The sequence below is a fragment of the Microbulbifer maximicatervae (SeqCode) genome (genome assembly GCF_052467505.1).
Window position 1 is genome coordinate 5,105,578 of the sequence record NZ_CP174313.1, and the last position, 18,689, is coordinate 5,124,266.

Below are 18,689 nucleotides of genomic sequence, written 5' to 3' on the forward strand. Positions count from 1 at the left end.
TTAGATCAATAGTTAGCTCTATATTTCTCGCTTTATTATTCCTTTCTTGTTCAGCTAAAGTTTGGGCGGTACAGTGGTTTTCAAATGACTACCGTGATTATTTTGAAAATATAGATGTGACTTTTAGTGTCACTCCGAACTCTATAAGCAAAGATGGGAAAATTAAACTTAAAGTTGTAACAGAATCCAATGGTTACTCCTCTGGTTCATTCACTTGGCCAAGTTTGCGAGATGATGGAAAAATAATTTCTACTCCCTGTATGATCTACCAAAGTACGGACGGAGGAAGCAGCTGGAGTCGGATACCGGAGAACTTCTCTTTTTTTACTGGTTTGGAAGGATTTCTTCCAGAAATTGACTGTAACCCGAACACCTTTGGTAGAGCGGGTAAACAGACCATTTTGTCTGCCACCATAACCCGGAATGTTAATAAAACTTATAAATTTAAGTTCAGAATGGCGACTGGTCCGGGTATAGGAGCAGATCCGGTAGACTATTGGACAACTCCCGTTGAAGCTGTAACAGTTGATATCCCGGAAAGACCAGGGAAAGTAAGAATTACCTCAGCTACTGGTGAAAAAGGGGCTGCCGATGGTGTATTCACTATTGAATGGGCTAAACCCTCTGGGGATGTTAATACTTATAAAATACAGGAGTACTATAAACGAGATGGTGTTACTTCCAAACCAAAATATATAACGATAAACAAAGATATTTACAGTTATACTCCGCCTAAAAAATCAGCTTCAACTACTTATTACTATAAAATAAAGGGGTGTAATGAACTCAATCAATGTAGTAATGAGTGGAGTGATCCACGGGCCGTAAAAGTAAGAACTAATGAGAAGCCGACGGTTAGGTTACAGGCTCCAACTCATGGCAAGACCTATCGGCCAGGTGATATTAAAACCATTTACGCCACTGCATCAGACTATAACGGTATTAACCAGGTAGAGTTTTTTCGTAGTGCGAGCAGCTCCGGTAGCAAACCAGCTTCGTTAGGATATAGTACCTCTGATAATGGTGATTGTAATGGCTGTTACCGTATTAATTGGCCGGTAAACTCTATTTCGGGAAAAAATATCTATATTTGGGCTGTAGCTAAAGACACCCTTGGGCTGAAAAACACGATAGACGATACGAATACAGTAAAAATTTCAATTCTAGCTAATGAGCAGCCTGTTGGCTGGTTAAATAGTCTGCCATCCTCTATTACTCAATATGATAACGTTGTGTTAACTGCAACTGCCTCTGACAATGATGGAAGTGTGGCATCAGTTGAGTTTTTTGTCGGCGGATCCAGTTTAGGTATTGATAGAACTTCACCATATACGGCTAATTGGAATGATGTGCCAGATGGGAATCATTTACTATCGATAGTTGTTACGGATAATGAGGGGTTGTCTAAGACTTCCAATCCAGTAACCGCTAGTGTAAAAGCACTAGACCCACCAGCTCCTCCTAGCAGTTTAAATATTGATGGGTATACCGATCCAGTTCCAGAAAACACTACAGGGTCTTATACCGTCAATTGGAGCGATGCTGGTGAATATTATGTTCTTGAACAATTAAAAGTAGGAGTTGACAGCGTATTTAAGTCAATTCCTTTGGCGAACAATAAAATTACCGGGCAATACATGCCCAATCAAGGTGCGGGCACTTATAAGTATCGAGTATATGCTTGCAATAGGGCTGGTTGTAGCTCTCAACCTAGCCCAGAAACATCAATAGAAGTAGTTAAAGAAAGTCCTAAATCCCCCCAAAAACTTGTAGCTGTCCCTGCGGGAAATGAAGCTCTCTTCACAAGTAACTACCAGTTACAATGGGACGCGTTTAACCAACAGGAAGGTGGCGCAAGGCCTACTTATTATGTATTACAGGAAAAATCAGGAGGGCTAGAGACCTCTGGAAAATGGACTGTACTTTCCTCCAATAGCCTTTCCAACAGTTTTTCTGTAGAGCGTAAGAGCCCAGGAGTTTATAGCTATCAAGTTATGGCATGTAATGTCATAGGGTGTAGCGAACCAGGGGAGATAGTCACATTAACAGTAGTTCCACCCTATTTTTCAGCGGCAGCTGTCTCCTGCGACGGTCAATGTATCTCACTTTCTGTTAACGGGCTGGACCCGGAGGGCTCGATCCTGTTGAGCGCGATACACTCCAAGCTATTTGACTTATCTATTTCTGCTAAAGATCTCAATTGGCAATCCTCTACAGAGTTTGAGCTTGCAATAGTTCCTGAGATGGAGCTTTATAAAGGCCTGTTCGAGCTTGGTGTCCGAGTAACAGCTGTTAACCCTAATAGTGCCAAAGGGGGTATAACTGTTTATGGAGATAAAGCTACAGAGATTATTGGCGAGAGTCAGTCGGCCCCAACCCTTTCCCCGGATGGCACCTTATATGTCGGTGCGGATGAAAAGCTATATGCCTTGAACACTGAGGACGGCTCCGTTCTTCCAGAGTGGCCTTTTACTACTGGAGGAGTTATTAAAGCGAGCCCACGGATTGATGGAACGGATGGAACGATTTATGTTGGATCTTTAGACCACAGTCTCTATGCGGTAACTCCTTGGGCTATTCAAAAGTGGCGCTTAGAAACGGGGGGAGAGATCGTCTCCTCTGTTGTGATTGATGACAGCCGCGTGCTTTACTTTGGTTCTATGGATGGTGTGCTCTATGCCGTGAATGCACCTAATGGGAGTATTAAATGGACGTTCCCTGCGGATGGCGGCATTGCGGAAACGCCAGTCCTTGCCGGCAATGATACTCTGTACTTCACCACGGTAGACAGTAATCAAGTATTTGCAATTCCTCGCAGTAACCAGGGGCCTGGAAAGCTGGTCTGGGATAGCGTTGATGACTCTTTGATATGGGAAGAGATCGGCAATTGGAATCCAAATATCGCCCAATTGCCTGAATTTCTTTCCGTTGCACGACTTTATCGAGGTCTTTTACAGCCACCACTAGCAATGAATAGAAAGGTACTAACTTTCTGGACTTATCAGCTATTGAGTGGCGACTATACGCAAGTCGACATTGCCAGAGCTTTTCTTAATTCGGATACGGGTCGTAGTATTTATGCTCCAGCATTAAGTAACACTAAATTTATAGACACTCTATATGAAAGAATTTTTCCCGGTCAGGGAGCTCCGCAGATAACCTGGGGTGGGGTAACGTATAGCCGTGCGATGCTGTTGGATATGTTATCTGGTGGCTATTCTCGTGAGCAAATAGCGGTGCTATTAACGCAGTCTCTTGAATTTAGTTATGCTACCAATACCCTTTTAAACTATAGCTTTGATTACCTTTATGAACAGGATTACAGCTGGGCAGTAACAACCTGTGACGAAGGAGATGAATATACTCGCGATTGCGACTCGGACGGGCTCCCTGACTGGTGGGAAATACTCTTTCTCGGGAGTACGGATTACGATAGCTCCGATGACCCAGATGGCGATGGAATTACTAATGGCGAAGCATTTGCAGGTAATCTGAGTCCATGTGATGCTGGTTGTTACAATGGAATCGTTGATCAACCACCGATCCCGGCAGGAATTCCTCAATTATCTGCAAGCGAGATAAAGACATCAGAATCAATAGGTGCATTATCTGGTAACTTTAGGGTCAATGAGACAGGCGCTGCGACTTATTCTATTCCCCTAAGTGTTCCTGTGGGCACCGCCGGTGTCGCGCCAGAGCTTGCTCTAAGCTACTCCAGTCGATCAGGCAATGGGCTTTTAGGGCAGGGGTGGAGCTTATCAGGGCTTTCTTCTATTAGTCGGTGTAATAAAACCCTGGACCAGGATGGTAAGGGTGCAGCGGTTTCGTGGAGCAAAGATGATCGATTCTGCTTGAATGGGCGCCGCCTGGTATTGGTTGAGGGAAGTTATGGAAAACCTGGATCACAGTACCGAACTGAAATAGATACCTATGTTTTAGTTACCGCTAAAGGAGGGACAGCAGGCCACCCCAGCTACTTTACGGTTGAAAGCAAAGACGGATCGATAAGTTATTTCGGTGACGGCAATAAATCACAACAAACTATTTCTGGAAAAGGTACTTCAACTTGGGCAATTAGCCGTACGGAAGATAGTGCGGGTAATGGTATAAATTATATTTATGCAAATGATGGTGGTCATCGTATACGGGAGATACGCTATGCCTATGGAGCGGGAGCAGTAGCTGAGGCCCGAGTCTCTTTTACCTATGATGATCGTATGGACGTGATCAACGGCTATTTTTCTGGCTCCCTGCTATCAGTTAAAAAGCGAATGACCGGCATTGAAATATTTGGTAGCGAAAGTGATGCCTTGCATCGGTATGAGATTGATTATCTAGACAGTGGTTATGATCACCTGAGTCGAATTGAGTATATACGGGAATGTGCAGGCAATATTTGTAGGCCGGATACAGCCTTTGAATGGCATCTGCCTTCCATTATGCATAATCCTCAGTACTCAGACACGCTGCAGCTGAGCAAACAATTAGATCGCGCAGCCATTTCTCCCCAACCGGCGGATATCAATGGAGATGGTTTACTGGATATCATTTGGTTGGAACCAGATTGGGATCCCGATGGAAGGATCCATGATCAATATTTCAAGTATGTACTAGCTTCTGGTGATTCATTTACAAGAGAAAGATTAGCCTATAAGTACCAAGAGGATGTTGATACGCCTTATCAGTGGAGCATGATTGACTATAATGCGGACGGGCGCTCCGATTTGGCTATCTATGTGAGAGAGCGTGGCCACTGGGTAGTTCACCAGTCTCAACCGAGTTCAGCTGGAGTTTGGAACCTTCCTTCATCCAGTATTCCGCCTATCGACTTGCCTGTTTATGAAGAGGATGCGCGCTTCATAGATATCAATGGCGATGGACTTGCCGATGCGGTATCTGCCACTGGATATCAGTTACTCGAGCCCGATAGCTCCAAACCTAATTCTTCAGCCAATTACTATAAGTATGGTAATAAAAGGAGCTGGACGATTAGTGGACTACCGTCTTGGGGTGAACTTGACAGTAAATACGAAAGTACAGAGTTGTATCTGGATCCAGGTGCAGTAGGAGATTTCAATAATGATGGTCGGGTAGACCTTGTTTTTGTTGATACAAAGCAGACTTGGGAAGTTGATTTAACTAATTTCGACTTTTCTTCAGGTAGAGATGAAACCCTCATTTTGTCCAATCAACATACTCGGGTTTACTATGCATCCATTGATGGGGATAACCTGTTTATTGATGGTAAATTGTTGGATTTCGTGCAGGCGTCCTGGCCAAATAAAGAAAATAAAGAATATGAAACCACAGCACTTGAAAGACATGGGAGCCTTAAGCAGTCGCTACAGGTGGTCGATGTTAATAGTGATGGCTTGCTAGACTTAATTACACGAAATGGAGAAAACTATAAATATCGAATAAATACTGGCGATGGTTTCAATTCGGAGGTTAACCTCGGTACATTAAATAAAAACTTATCGTTCAGCTGGTTTGATTACGAAGGTGATGGTGACCTTGATGTGCTTTGGCGAGAGGAAGATGGGGCTAGTGAAAAGTTAGTTTTCCGTCGCTGGCAAAGCCGTACCAATAACTTCTCTGAGCCTGAAACTTTCAAGCGTGTGAATAGTTCCCGGGTTGGTGGTAAGGATATATTCCTAGATATGAATGGGGATGGGAGGACAGATTATCTCGAATTCCATGATGATTACCTCTATATCTATCATGCTGAGGAGCGCCAGGTTGCCCCTAATGTTATTTCTAAGATAACTAATGGTCTTGGGGCTGAAACTTATATTACCTACAGTGCAACAAATACCTCTGGCCACTACGCCCAGCTGGGAATCGGTGTAGCCCTTTCTGGTTATTGTTCTCGAGTTTCAAATTCTGACAGTAATGTAGAGGACTGGTGTTTAACTAATAAGGTTGCTAGTAGCAGCGAGTTCTATCAAGCCCTTAATTCTGATTGGCAACACTCTTTAACCCTTGGGAAAACCAATGTCGTTATGCCGTTATTGGGTAACCAATTCCTGGTGACTCGCATTGAAAGTTCGACTCCCGCTGCGGGTCACCAACCCGGTACGGTTGACAATCTTGCAACGAGTGGAATTCGCTATTTCTACGGAAATGCTCTTCTACAAGCGGGCGGAAGGGGCCACCTGGGGTTTGAGTCTATCCAGACTTTAGATGAACAAACCGGCGTAACCACGACTACCACCTATAGGCAGGACTTTCCCTTCATTGGTATGCCTCTACGTACAGAGCAGCGTACTGGTGATGGCGCTCTACTAAGTGAAGCGGATAATACCTGGGATATTCTGGGTATGGAGGATTCTTGGCCTGGGACTGCTAGAAGCGAAGGAACTGTCTCTTTAGGCTCGTTAAAACCTTATATTTCCCAAACTATCGAATCCAGTTACGCCTTAAGAGCGAACGGTCAAGCTCAGGGGGAACATCTCAAAACTGTTACCACCCATACGGAGCAGGACATGCATGGTAATGCCACCAGGCTTACGGTAAATACCAAGGCCGCTAATGGTGATAACTACATTACCGACACCGAAAATGATTATGGTTCTGGTCGGCGAGTCAACTTCGTTAACCCTGATCACCAATTGAATGAGTATGAGGAACTAGGGCGCCTTGTCTCTGCCAGAGTCACTCATAATCGTTTTGAGGGAGGAGAGAATGATTCTGCGGTTCGATATAGCGAATTTAGTTACTATGAAAATGGGTTTAAAGCAGGGCTCTTAAAAGAGGAGATCATCGAGCCGCTCTCCGATGACTTGCGATTCACTACTCTCTATGATTATGACCAGTTCGGTAACAAAATATTCGCGCAGCAGTCTGCTGCGAATGAAGAGAGCCGTTTCCAGCACTGGATTTACGATGTCAGTGGGCGCTTCGTAGATAGGGAAGAAAATGTTTATGGGCAAACCACATCCCTAGTATTGGAGCGTAATGAATATGGTCAGCCGACTCTGGTTGAGAACATTTCGGGTGTGCCTACATCATTCCGTTACGATAGGTTTGGCCAGCAATTACTAGAATATAGTGCTACAGGCTCACACAAAATAGTAATGCTGGGCCATGCCGGTGCTCAGTGCCCTGCATCTGCTGTTTACCAAGTTACCGAACGCGTCGGCGGCGGTGGTGAATCTGTTACTTGCTTCGATATGCTGGCGCGGAAAATTCGTACCGCCGGGCGCGCTTTTGATGGAGGGTGGAACATTGTCGATATTCAGTATGACCAGCTGGGGCGGGTAAAGCATCAAAGCCAGCCTTATTCCCAGGGGCGTTCTCGTTACTGGACTACACAATATTACGACTTAATTGGGCGTATCGTCGGAACCGACTTACCCGGAGTTTCAGGGGTTAATGGCACTGGCTACGATGTTGCTGTGGAGTATGATGGTTATACGAGCTCATCTATAAATGCTAAAGGCCAGGTTCACCGGTCAACAAAAAATGCGTTGGGTGATCAGGTACGAGTCCAGGATAATTTGGGCAATGTGCAGGAGTTCCAATACGATGCCCAGGGTAACCTCCGATTCGTATTTAATCGTGGCGATGGCAGTCGCAACATTGTGACAGGTATGGAGTATGACCTGCTGGGACGTAAAACAAAGATGTCCGATCCCGACAAGGGGGAATGGGGTTACAAGTACACAGCTTATGGCGAGCTGTTCGAACAGACTGATGCCAATGGCCAAGTAGTAATTAATCGTTATGACCGCCTTGGTCGCTTAAAGGAGCGTACGGATAAAGATAGCTCTGGTGTAATTGTTGAGACTACGCAGTGGGGTTATAACAACGAGGTATCCTCGGATATTTATGGCACACCTGCGGGGGCCCTGCGTGAAGTGGTAGCCTTGGATAGTGGTTATATCCGCTTGCATGGTTACGATACTTTAGGCCGCCCACAAGAGACGATCACCAGTTTTGCTGATGGTGATGATCATTACGAGAGAAGTAATTACGACCAATACGGCCGCGTGTTCCAGGTGTTTGATGCGGGTGGTGATGGCAGCTGGGAGAGCAGTGCGATCCAGCATAAGTACAATGAGTATGGTTATTTAGAGCAAGTTATCGATGCCGAACAACTCAACCTTGCCACTGCGGAACAGTTTTATACTGTTATTCGCATGGATGCTCGCGGTAATGTCACTGAATATTTGAACGGGAATGGGATAACAACCCAAAAATTCATTGACCCCGCCACTGGTCGTCTTACTGGTAAAGTCGCCCATGTACTCGGGCTTGGGAATATTCAGGAGCTAAGTTACCAATGGGATGATGCGGGTAACCTGGAGTACCGGGAAGATCGCAGTGGTGACAAGGATGTTCATGAAAGCTTCAGTTACGATGGTTTGAATCGACTAGAGCGATCGCAAATCCAAGGACGCGATGCTCAAGATGTGCACTACGATGATTTGGGTAATATTACCTTCAAATCAGATGTTGGCACTTATAAATATGCTGAACAGTGCAGTAACGGCGCGGGCCCTCATGCGGTGTGTGAAACCAGTGATGGTGTCAGCTACCAATACGATGACAATGGCAATATGACCTCTGATTCCAGTGGCCGCTCATTGCTGTATAGCACTTTCGATAAGCCTACTGAAATTACTAAAGATGGCCATAAAACCGAATTCCTTTATGGTCCAGAGCGCAAGCGTTTTCTTCGCAGAGATACGGCTACTGATGGTCAGGTAACTGAAACTCGTTATATTGGGAATGTGGAAAAAGTCACCACTGATGGTAATACCGAAGTGAAGCGGTATTTACCCGGTGGAGCTTTGGTGATTATTTCTGCTGGGCAGCGCAAGAGCCGTTATATGCATACGGATCACTTGGGCTCATTGGATGTCATAACCGAAATTAGTGGAGAAATTGCTAAAGACAGCAATGGAAATCAACAGGTCTTTAGCTTTGATGCCTGGGGACAAAGGCGCAACGCTGTAGACTGGAGTGCTTTATTGGGTGATGAACTTACAGGCTTTTCATCCAGCTTAACTAGCCGCGGCTATACCGGCCACGAGATGTTGGATCAGGTTGGACTGGTCCATATGAACGGGCGCATCTACGATCCCCGCCTGGCGCGCTTCCTTCAGGCTGACCCCTATGTGCAGTCGCCGGATTACAGTCAGTCTCATAATCGCTATGCGTATATATGGAATAACCCACTGAATTCCACCGATCCCAGTGGTTACTTCAGGCTTAGAGACTGGGTGGGAGTCATTGTTGCTGTAGTTGGTGCATGGATCTGTGGCAGCCCTTGTGCAGAATTTGGGTGGGAGATGGTCGCCCTTGGAGCCGCTTCTGGTGCAGCAAGTGCTGCCGCTAATGGAGGGAATGTTCTCGAAGGGGCTTTAATTGGGGGCATAAGTGCTGCTGCTTATGGAGCGGTAGGGCAAATGGACTTTGGTGGGCTGGGCTCGTTTGCAGGCGTTGCTGAATTCTCTGCTTATGGTATAGCTGGTGGTATTACCAGTGTGCTAAGAGGTGGAAAATTTGGGCATGGGTTTGTTTCCGCCGGTGTGAATTGGAGTGTTTCCGGGAAAGTTGATGGTGTTGGAGGTTCTGGGCCTACTGGAATTGCGATAAGAACAGTAATTCGTGCTGTAATTGGTGGAACGTTGTCTGAAGCTACTGGTGGTAAATTCGCCAATGGGGCCGCTACTGCGGCTTTTGCTTCGCTGGTGAATTCGATAGGTGACAGTGACGATGTTTTAGTTACTGGTGAACGTGGTGGGGATACTCCGCCAACTGATGCGAGTGATCCTAGGGTTGTTCGACCAGAAATAAATTTTGAAGAAGCCTTTTTGGATTCTGGATCAGCTAGAGAAGCATTGAATACAGATATTATGATCGCAAAAGATGAAGGTAATCCTAAGTTGGAGTACGGAGGGATAACTGTTTCAAAAACAGTTGACGGTCAAACTTTATATTACAATTCAAACATTGTGACTAGCGGTAGTTCTAGTTGGATTGCGTGGAGCAAAACGCATCTATTAAATTTGAACGCAAATACACCTTTGATTGCGTTAGACCATTTCCATCCTTTGATTAGTAGTGGCCGCGGGATAAATCGTGTCAAAGCGGTACCGAGAGCATTTTCAGATGGAGATATGGCAACCTACCGAGGACTTGTAGCTGGAGGTGCAACTCAATTTCAAGGTGTTTATATGTTTGATAAATACGGCTCTCGCATTTATTCAGGAGGTCGTAGTTATCGTGGTAATGAGTGCAAGAGTATAGGTTTATGCTGATTAAATTTATTTTGATGAGTGCAGCATCAATTGGCTTAATTATTTTTAGTGTGGTCGGTTCTGCGAATGAAAATTCATTAGCGCCTGTTATCTTGAGCGAAGATAAGCTTTTGGAAAGTTATTTTTCAGCAGATATGATTCCTCATTGTGCAGTGGAGCTTTCAACTTTGTATAGGGAGGATGAATGCTACATGAGCCAAGGAGAAGAGAGGGGTGTCGAGCTTAAAATTATTCACCGAAGATTTTTAAAGAATATTGTAAGACTTGAAGAAAATGGAGGGGAATACAAAAAGCTTCCTGAAGATAGTTATGCTTTATATAGTGAAGCTATTTGTTCATTAGGTATTGTTCGTAGTTGTGCTTTAGATGAAATCTTGAGAGGGGATGGAGTTGATGTTTCTGCACGCTCTGTTATTTACTTAATGTCTGGTGAGGCTCAGGAGTACTACGAAGAATTGGATGGGGTTTATCCTAAAAATTATGATCCTAAAAATTACGAGCATTTTAATAAGGTTGTGAATTCAGGGCTTAAGATATTAAGTCTAAAGGCAGAAAATAGCGACAAGTAATTCTTAAAGTGAGATTTACCAATGGGGCTGCTACTAAAGTCTTTCGATCTATAGTGTCCGAATGGACACCAGAATCTGAGATTTTTAGTCTTTCTGCTGAGGGGGTTAGGTTTTCTGAAGACGTAGCTTATGATGAGAAGGTAATACAAGCTGATTTGAATACCGAAATTAGATCGCTAAGATATGATATATATAAGAGTCGACAGGAGGTATTGGAATGTTCACACAAAAATGTACATGCACTTTTTCTCAGGCATGGTTTTGAAGTCTGTTAGTGATGGTTGGTAAACTTAGATTTTTCAGGTATACATCCAGATGCTCTATGCATAATTTAAATTCTATTTCTTTGTTTGGGCGGGATGATGTTCTGTGTAATAAAAATAATTTTTGAAACCCTGAAGTTAAGATTTTGGTTGTAAGGATTGCCATATGCTTCTGTAGGGCTTGCAGGAGGGGGGTATTAGTTGTTTATGAATGATTAGTGGTTACTATTGGCTTAGGGGGATATTATGTTCCGTTCTATTTTTTTGTTTTTTTGTTTTCTTGTTTTTTCATGTGGTGCCTCTGCTGCCTCCACAATGTGCTCCCAATATGGCAATAAATTGGATGGGCTGGTCGGACCTGATTCGGGAACAGGCGATAGAGTATTTTCATCGCTTAAGTCAGAAGGTAATGAGTGTGGCTGTACATTTGTACGGTTTATTGAGGGCACAGCCGATGTCAATAAAGTTCTTTCGGTACTTATGGCAGCAAAAGTAAGTGGGAATACTGTCAGAGTGGACTTTGCTGAGCCGGATAATTGCAATAGTGGAGTTAGAGTTTATCTTGAATGATAGACTGTTAGTTAGTTTTCAATGAATTTTCACTTTTAGGGCTGGATTTTTCAAATGAAGAGTAAGTGCTTAATATTAGTAGCCAGTATCCTTGGTTTTACACAAAGTGCATTCGCAATGTGTACTCAAAATGGTAACAGCTTGAATGGGTTAGTAGGGTTGGGCAGTAGCGGAACACTGGTTTACGCAGACGTGAATTCCGCATCCAATGAGTGTGGTTGCGATCGTTTTAGATTTCAGTCTGAGAATACCGATATTAAAATTGCTTTGAGTGTTCTTCTATCTGCCAAGATAGCGGATAAAAAAGTGAGAATTGATATTAAAGAACCAGGTAATTGTAATACGGCAACTAATGTCTACCTTCAATATTGAAACTACCAGTCTGTCCAGAAAATGGATAACGTCCTAGAGTCTATTTATACCCTCACGAATAAGCAAAGTCAGTACATTCAATATTAAGGTTTGCACTTTTACGAAGACTTAATATTTAGTATATTCTGAATCTGTACAGCATTCTGTCCCTCCCTCGCAATTTATATATTGGGCCTTTGATGCAAGCCTAATTTATCCTGGTAACATTTTGACTATTCAGTCCCTTTTGCACTGAAGAATAATCTAAAGTAAGTTTATCCATTAAGAATAACAATAAATTCAGGCTGCCATTCAAGTTGCAGTTACTGCCAGTAGAGCCACTGTGCCACTTTATTGATGGTGTAGAAGGTTACAATCTTACTGAGGATTTTTTGAGGATATTTTCACTAATAAAGCCTGCTACTTAGTACCCAAATTACAAAAAACACAATAATGAGAGAGGACAAGCGATGACCCCGGAAGAAAAGTACGAGATGGTGAAGGACCTGCAACCCCTGGAGCTTCTATATCAAAGGGAGTTGCAACAGGCGGATACGGTCTTTCTTCGGCAGATGCAGCAGCGTCAATGGCGGGATTATACCTGGGGTGAGGTCATGGATCGGGCTCGCAGGATCGCTGGGTACTTACGGGCCCAGTATGAGCCCGGTGATCGCATCGCTATTCACGGTAAAAACTGTGCGGACTGGATCATCGTGGACGTGGGTATCATGTTAGCGGGAATGATCAGCGTGCCACTTTACCCTGGCCAATCTGTCTCCTCAATGACCTATGTTTTGCAGCACTCTGAATCGAAAATGCTTTTCTGTGGGGCCACCGATAATAATGCCGCTCTACAGGAAGTTTCTGACATGCTGCCCTCGGTCGCTATCCAGCGCTGTGAGATTCGTTGCGATCAGGACCTGGAAGCTCTCATTAAAGGTAGTGAGCGCTTTGAGGAGAAGCCGATCTTTAATCTGGATGATATTTTTACAATCATGTATACCTCCGGGACCACGGGTAATCCAAAAGGGGTTATGCATAGCTGGTCTTCAGTGGTTTTTGTCTCCCCAAATATGATTCGCGGTTATGGCATGGATGAAAATGACCGTGTTCTTTCCTATCTGCCCCTGGCCCATGCGGCAGAGCGAATATTGGTTGAATTCCACTGCTTGTATTCTGGTACCCCAATTCACTTCCCCGAGTCTTTGGATACTTTCTTAGAAGATCTAAAGCGCACGCGCCCGACGATGTTCTTCTCGGTTCCTCGCCTTTGGACCAAATTTAAAGAGGGCATTGATGAAAAAATCCCGCCGTCACTGCAAGAAGTGCTGTTGCGCATTCCTGGAATCAATACCTGGCTGAGAAAGAAAGTTCGAAATGGTCTGGGGTTGGATGATGCAGAAATATTGGTTAGCGGCGCGTCCCCTATTTCCATTGAACTACTGCGCTGGTACCACCGTATGGGAATGAAGGTGGCTGATGGTTATGGTATGACGGAGAACTTTATCTATGGCTGCTTTGCTCCACCGGGGGAAGATCCTGTACCGGGGACGGTTGGTAAGCCTTATCACGGCTGTGAAGTTAAGATTTCTGAGGAAGGGGAGATACTCTTTAAGAGCGGTTCCTTGATGAAGGGATACTATCTTGAACCGGAAAAAACCGCGGAGGTAATACGGGACGGTTATTACCACACGGGTGATTCTGGATTTATTGATAAGGACGGTCTGGTACATATTACTGGGCGTATTTCAGAAACCTTCAAGACCAGTAAAGGCAAGTTTATTCAGCCCAGCCGACTCGAAGGATTTTTTGGTAATGAGACAATGTTGGCCCAGCTCTGTGTTCTGGGACACGGTATGGATCAGCCAGTAATGCTGGTGACTATCTCCGAGTCCGCTGAAAAATTACCACGTGGGGAAGTTAATGAGCATTTGCAGAAGCTACTGACTTCAGTGAATGATAAGTTACCGCAACATGAGCGAATTAAGACTATCTTTATCACCAAGGAAGAGTGGACACCTCTTAATGAATTCCTCACGCCGACTTTGAAGATTAAGCGAAAGGTACTCGAAGCGCATTATCAACCTTTATTTAAACAGCACGTGGATACCAAGGGAGTTGTATGGGAGCCGCGAGCCTCTGTTGGCGAAAGCTCAAAAGAGGCCTCATTAGAGCCTGTGAATTAATTGCCTTTCAATTAATAAAAAAGCCCGGCAAATATTGAACCGGGCTTTTTTATTGGGTCTCTAGCGGACTACTAATGGGTGTAACTCTGGCAGTGTTGGGACTTGCCTATCAGTCCAATTTGAATGCTCTCTGCTGAACACTCGAAGTCATCATTAAATTTACAGTCTTCCATTTTACAGGCTCCAACACCGGCGGTACGGGAGCTGCTTGTATGACGGGAGTTGGTGAAGAAAGTATCACAGTCGGGATCGGCACCGTCACCAATGGTAATTGCCCTGGCGTGGCAAGCATCGTTGGCGTTGTAAGCACATTGGCTGGCGGCACATCGACTGACTTCTGGCATATCGGTTGCGATAATCATGGCAGTCCTCTCCTTAATAGTAAGTTGGAGACTAGACCAGCATGGTTGCATGTCAATGAAAAACCACAGGGTCTGTGTGGTATTTTTATTTTGTTAGAACAGGCAAAGCTGTTATCGCAAATAGTTTTTGGGTGGATAACCTTTATTCCGAATAGAAATTTTTCTCCATTACTTCTTGCTGCCAAGCCAGTAACAATACTGTTTTCGTTTCACCGGGCAGCACAATTTCTTTTTCAGCACTTAAGCCCAGCTTCTTTAATAACTTAATTGAGGGCGTGTTACTGGGTTGTGCAATGGCCAGAATGCGTCGTAGGCCCAACTCCTCTCTCGCGTATTGCATGACAGCTTGTGCCGATTCCAGAGCGAAGCCCCGGCCGCGAAAATCAGGTAAAAAGGCAAAACCGATATCGATACCATCCAGTCCTGCGCGTTTGACTAATCCGCAGATTCCTATAGCAGTGCTATCTTTCAAGGACACCTTGTACATACCAAAGCCGTGTTCCCGATACATGGCAACGGGGCCGTTCAGGATAAACTGGTAGGCATCTTCCTTAGTACGCACGCCACGATCGCCAATATTTTGTAGGAACGCAGAGTCGTTGAGCAGTGATAGAATTAGGGTACTGTCTTGTTCTGCATTTATCTCTTGGATAATAAGATTGTCAGTCTCCAGCTTAAACATATGAGAATCCCTGTTCTTCCAACGCCAAAGTGGAGTGGGAAAGTTTTGGTGTTTGCAGATCAATAAGAAGGGGGGAGACTGTGCCCCCTGAAAGGGGGCACAGTGTTGCTTAGAAGCGGTAAGTCAAATTGACAGAGGCAGATTCAGTCGTTGGGCGGGAAGCGACAGTTGCGCTAACAGCGATAGCGTCAGCTGCTTGCCAGCGAATACCGGCAATCATACCCATGCCACCGTTGAAGATGCCCTCATCGACACTGGCGTAGCTTGGCATGGCATTCATATTGCCTTCCATGGATTTCACGCCAACCTCAATGGTGTCTTCTTCTGTGCCGTTATTATCTTCGTACCAGATTTCGGCGTAAGCGTTAATGGTATCCCAGCTCTTATTAGCGAAGGCACCAAAACGCATATTTCTAATACGGCGTTCTTGGTCGCCGTAGTGCATGCCGAGAGGGTCGAGCTCATTACCGCTCAAGTCGGTATAAGTGAAGCCCTCGATAGCGTCTTCGGTGTAGCCGTCTACATCAGTAGTGACCTTGGTAAAGCTTACAAATGGACCGAACTGGAAGGTATCACTACTGAGTAGGTTGGCACCGGCTGTAATTCCCAGGGACAAGCTCTCGCCAGACGTATTGCCAGTCAGGTTGCCGTTGTAAGTGTCACCCAGAGCGACAGCGCGGCTGACGTCATCGTAATCTACATCGGTCAGGGTCGCGTTACTTTCGACAAAGAAAATGTCGTAGTGCATACGGCCAAAGACGCTGTAGTTGGTTGAAGTGGAGTCAATAGCAAGCTGTGAATTATCCACATCAATATTGGAGCGGCTCACTGCAAAACCGATTTCCGCATTGTCGCGCACGGCGTAAGTCAGGCCGAGAATATTGGAATAGCCATCTCCCCTGACATTGGCGGTGTAATCGGTATCGTAGTCGACGTTACCCAGGGAGCTACCGGCGAAAACGCCAGTCTGAGCGGTGCGGTAACGAACACTAGCCAAGCTCTCGTCAAGGCTGTTGGTGTGGGTGCGAGTAGCCTGGATTGCGATATCCGGCAGCTGACCGGCAACCTGAGCAGCATTCACGATTGCGGTGTAGTAGTCACCGAGGATTTCCTGACCAATTTGAGTGGGGTGAACACTGTCGTTGAAGATCAGCTTGTCTGCATCGGGGTCGGTGCCGTTAATGCCATAAACGGAATGCTCAATACAGTCGTTGCCACTGCCGTCGTAACAAAACAGTTGGTTCTCTGAGGAGGATAAACCAAAGATGGTCGGGTTATTGAGGGCGACTTTCAGGATACCTGCCTGGTCAACCATCAGAACGCCGTCGATATCCTTGGCCTTAGCTAACAGTGCTGAGTTGAAGGTTTCAGAAGTGCTACTTGCTTCGAAAAGTATCTCTTCGAAGGCGGTGGCCAGCTGGGCATCCGCATCTTCCTGGGTCATCAGTCCAGCATCAACCGCGGCTTGCAGAGCCTCTGCATTGTCGCTGGAGTAAACGGCTTCATATGCAGCAGCGTAAACGCCAGGAGTTTTGCTGACATCGGGTACATTGGATACGAGGATGTAATTGGCACCTGCATCGGACAGGGCGCCAGCTGCGCTTGCCAGCATAGTTGACGCAACGTCTAGGTCCGCAGTGACTTCTTCGATGGTTGAGGTGCCAGCGACGACATCTTCGAAACCGCTGAGCAAGTCGTTACCACCGCCGTTTACCCAATAAAGAGCGTTGTGATCAGCACTTCCCAGAGTGCTTTCCAGGTAGCCCATTCCCAGTGGGTGTGGGTTACCCGAGGTTCCAGATGTGGCGATAAGACCAGCAAAGGTGCCTTCGATGGCATCGCTCATAGCGGCGGCCTGGGTCATCAGCTCGGCATAAGTAGCCATATCTCCCTCAGCCTTAGCTGCTTCAGCTTCAGCTACTAGTTGGGCTGCTGTGGCCTGTTGTACTAGCAATTGGCCCAACAGTTGGGAGTCTGGATAGTTGGGCGTTAAGCCCTCGTCACCAGTGGTTGGCATCAGGGCGCTTAACAAGTTATGACGGCTCGGGTCAGCTTCTAGGCCATATGCCTGCAGGTAGGCCGCATAGTTGTCGGGGCCGATGATATTCATCAGAACATCAGCAGCTTTATGTCCACCTACGGCCCAGCCTGTACCAGCATTGCTCAAGCCAGCAGCAATCTGAGCAGTAACTGAATCTTCAAGATCCTCTGCACTCAACGAGGGGTCTACGGTGGGTAGGCAAAAGGAAGATTGCATACCTGCACAAGACGGTGTAACTGCACCCAAGCCGAGATTCTGGGATAAAAGACTAATGGCTACTTCACGATCGTCGCCACCATTAGTGAACACATCGTAGTTGCCAACATCAGTCAGACTGTCACCAAAGGCGATAACTTGGGAAAAGGCGGTGTCTTTAGCAAAAGCTGCAGAGCTTGTCATTGTTGCGAGTGCAATGGCCGCTGCGAGGCTACGCTTGGCGTTGTGCATGGTTTTCTCCTTGTCGCGGTAATCTCACACCCGCGGAGACATCGGGAGCAGTCCAGAGGAAACTACAGGGCGCGAGTCTTTATTGTTCTTTGCTCCAGTACTTCGAGGAAGCTGGGCAATGTTAGCGGATTTGACTGAGACTTGAAAATAAGTCACTAATCATCCCGCGTATTCTGGTCGGCTCTCAGGCCGCTTCACTAGCTTTTATTTGGCTGGCGCAATATTACTTAATGAGGGTTTCCCGGTAAATGAGGTTTACCCCCTGATATCCTCACTTTATAGAAAGCATTTTTCGGTATATTGATTTCTGTCAATGGCGAATTGTATCTGTGTGGCGGGACTGGTTAATAGCTGCACTATTTGGGCAAAATAGTCATAGAGTTTTGTATTTTTAGTAAAACGATGTAGCTCAGGCTTTGGATATTTATGGTTTATGGAAAAGGCAGGATATTGGTTTCTCAAGATGAGATTGAAATGAGTGCGATACGCGCTCAAGGCGCCGGTGGCCAAAATGTAAATAAAGTTTCCAGTGCAATTCACCTGCGCTTTGATATTCAGGCTTCTTCACTTCCTCAGCTAATTAAAGATGGCCTTTTGAAGCTCAAAGATCGGCGTATTTCTTCAGATGGAGTGGTGATTATCAAGGCCCAGAGGTTTAGGACCCAGGAAAAAAACCGTGCAGATGCCCTAGAGCGATTACAGGAGCTGGTGGATAAAGCCGCATTCAGGCCAAAGTTTCGTGTGGCTACCAAGCCCAGTCGAGGTGCCAAGGAGCGCCGTTTACAAGCAAAAAATCGTCGTTCTCAGGTGAAATCAATGAGGGGTAAGGTAAAAGATCAGCACTAATACAGTTCCCTAGAAAAGGGAAAAATTTTCACAAAGCTTTACTACCACTTGGCCCTTAGTACGGATGTTCTAGTTGGCGGGTAGGGTGATAACTCAGCTCTAGT

Annotated in this window: 8 protein-coding genes; 5 read left to right on the forward strand and 3 right to left on the reverse strand. The window is 45.6% G+C overall.

The annotated features are described in order from the left end of the window. Positions 1–455 precede the first annotated feature (455 nt). The 4 genes from ACJJIN_RS22335 to ACJJIN_RS22350 all read left to right on the forward strand — a co-directional run bounded on the left by ACJJIN_RS22335 (position 456) and on the right by ACJJIN_RS22350 (position 14,207). Positions 456–10,268, forward strand: a complete 9,813-nt coding sequence (locus ACJJIN_RS22335) for an Ig-like domain-containing protein (protein ID WP_444896249.1) — start codon at positions 456–458, stop codon at positions 10,266–10,268. Beyond that, entirely contained in the window at positions 10,262–10,837 is a 576-nt protein-coding gene (locus ACJJIN_RS22340; protein ID WP_444896250.1) for a hypothetical protein, read from the forward strand. The genes ACJJIN_RS22335 and ACJJIN_RS22340 overlap by 7 nt, the downstream gene beginning before the upstream one ends. A gap of 509 nt (positions 10,838–11,346) precedes the next feature. Then, entirely contained in the window at positions 11,347–11,670 is a 324-nt protein-coding gene (locus ACJJIN_RS22345; protein WP_444896251.1) for a hypothetical protein, read from the forward strand. An 821-nt stretch (positions 11,671–12,491) separates the two neighbouring features. Continuing rightward, positions 12,492–14,207 carry an AMP-binding protein gene (locus ACJJIN_RS22350; protein WP_444896252.1) on the forward strand — a complete coding sequence of 572 codons (1,716 nt, stop codon included), beginning with the start codon at positions 12,492–12,494 and terminating at the stop codon, positions 14,205–14,207. A gap of 71 nt (positions 14,208–14,278) precedes the next feature. Here the strand turns inward: ACJJIN_RS22350 and ACJJIN_RS22355 are convergent, their stop codons facing one another. From ACJJIN_RS22355 to ACJJIN_RS22365, 3 genes are all read right to left on the reverse strand, one after another. Next, positions 14,279–14,569, reverse strand: coding sequence for a DUF1540 domain-containing protein (locus ACJJIN_RS22355; RefSeq protein ID WP_444896253.1), 291 nt, complete (start codon positions 14,567–14,569; stop codon positions 14,279–14,281). Between the two features lie 142 nt (positions 14,570–14,711). Next, positions 14,712–15,251, reverse strand: a complete 540-nt coding sequence (locus ACJJIN_RS22360; protein WP_444896254.1) for a GNAT family N-acetyltransferase — start codon at positions 15,249–15,251, stop codon at positions 14,712–14,714. A gap of 109 nt (positions 15,252–15,360) precedes the next feature. Next, on the reverse strand, positions 15,361–17,739 hold the full coding sequence (locus tag ACJJIN_RS22365) for an autotransporter domain-containing protein (protein WP_444896255.1): 2,379 nt from the start codon (positions 17,737–17,739) through the stop codon (positions 15,361–15,363). A gap of 426 nt (positions 17,740–18,165) precedes the next feature. Between ACJJIN_RS22365 and arfB the strand changes: the two genes are divergently transcribed. Beyond that, a complete protein-coding gene (gene arfB, locus ACJJIN_RS22370) occupies positions 18,166–18,585 on the forward strand; it encodes an alternative ribosome rescue aminoacyl-tRNA hydrolase ArfB (protein ID WP_444896256.1) in 420 nt (139 codons plus the stop codon). Positions 18,586–18,689 lie beyond the last annotated feature (104 nt).

What these genes read in the sequence shown, in the direction of transcription:
- ACJJIN_RS22340 (WP_444896250.1), top strand. Translation starts at nt 10,262, where the DNA reads ATGCTGATTAAATTTATTTTGATGAGTGCAGCATCAATTGGCTTAATT.
- arfB (WP_444896256.1), top strand. Translation starts at nt 18,166, where the DNA reads ATGGTTTATGGAAAAGGCAGGATATTGGTTTCTCAAGATGAGATTGAA.
- ACJJIN_RS22355 (WP_444896253.1), bottom strand. Translation starts at nt 14,569, where the DNA reads ATGATTATCGCAACCGATATGCCAGAAGTCAGTCGATGTGCCGCCAGC.
- ACJJIN_RS22350 (WP_444896252.1), top strand. Translation starts at nt 12,492, where the DNA reads ATGACCCCGGAAGAAAAGTACGAGATGGTGAAGGACCTGCAACCCCTG.
- ACJJIN_RS22345 (WP_444896251.1), top strand. Translation starts at nt 11,347, where the DNA reads ATGTTCCGTTCTATTTTTTTGTTTTTTTGTTTTCTTGTTTTTTCATGT.
- ACJJIN_RS22360 (WP_444896254.1), bottom strand. Translation starts at nt 15,251, where the DNA reads ATGTTTAAGCTGGAGACTGACAATCTTATTATCCAAGAGATAAATGCA.
- ACJJIN_RS22365 (WP_444896255.1), bottom strand. Translation starts at nt 17,739, where the DNA reads ATGCACAACGCCAAGCGTAGCCTCGCAGCGGCCATTGCACTCGCAACA.
- ACJJIN_RS22335 (WP_444896249.1), top strand. Translation starts at nt 456, where the DNA reads ATGGCGACTGGTCCGGGTATAGGAGCAGATCCGGTAGACTATTGGACA.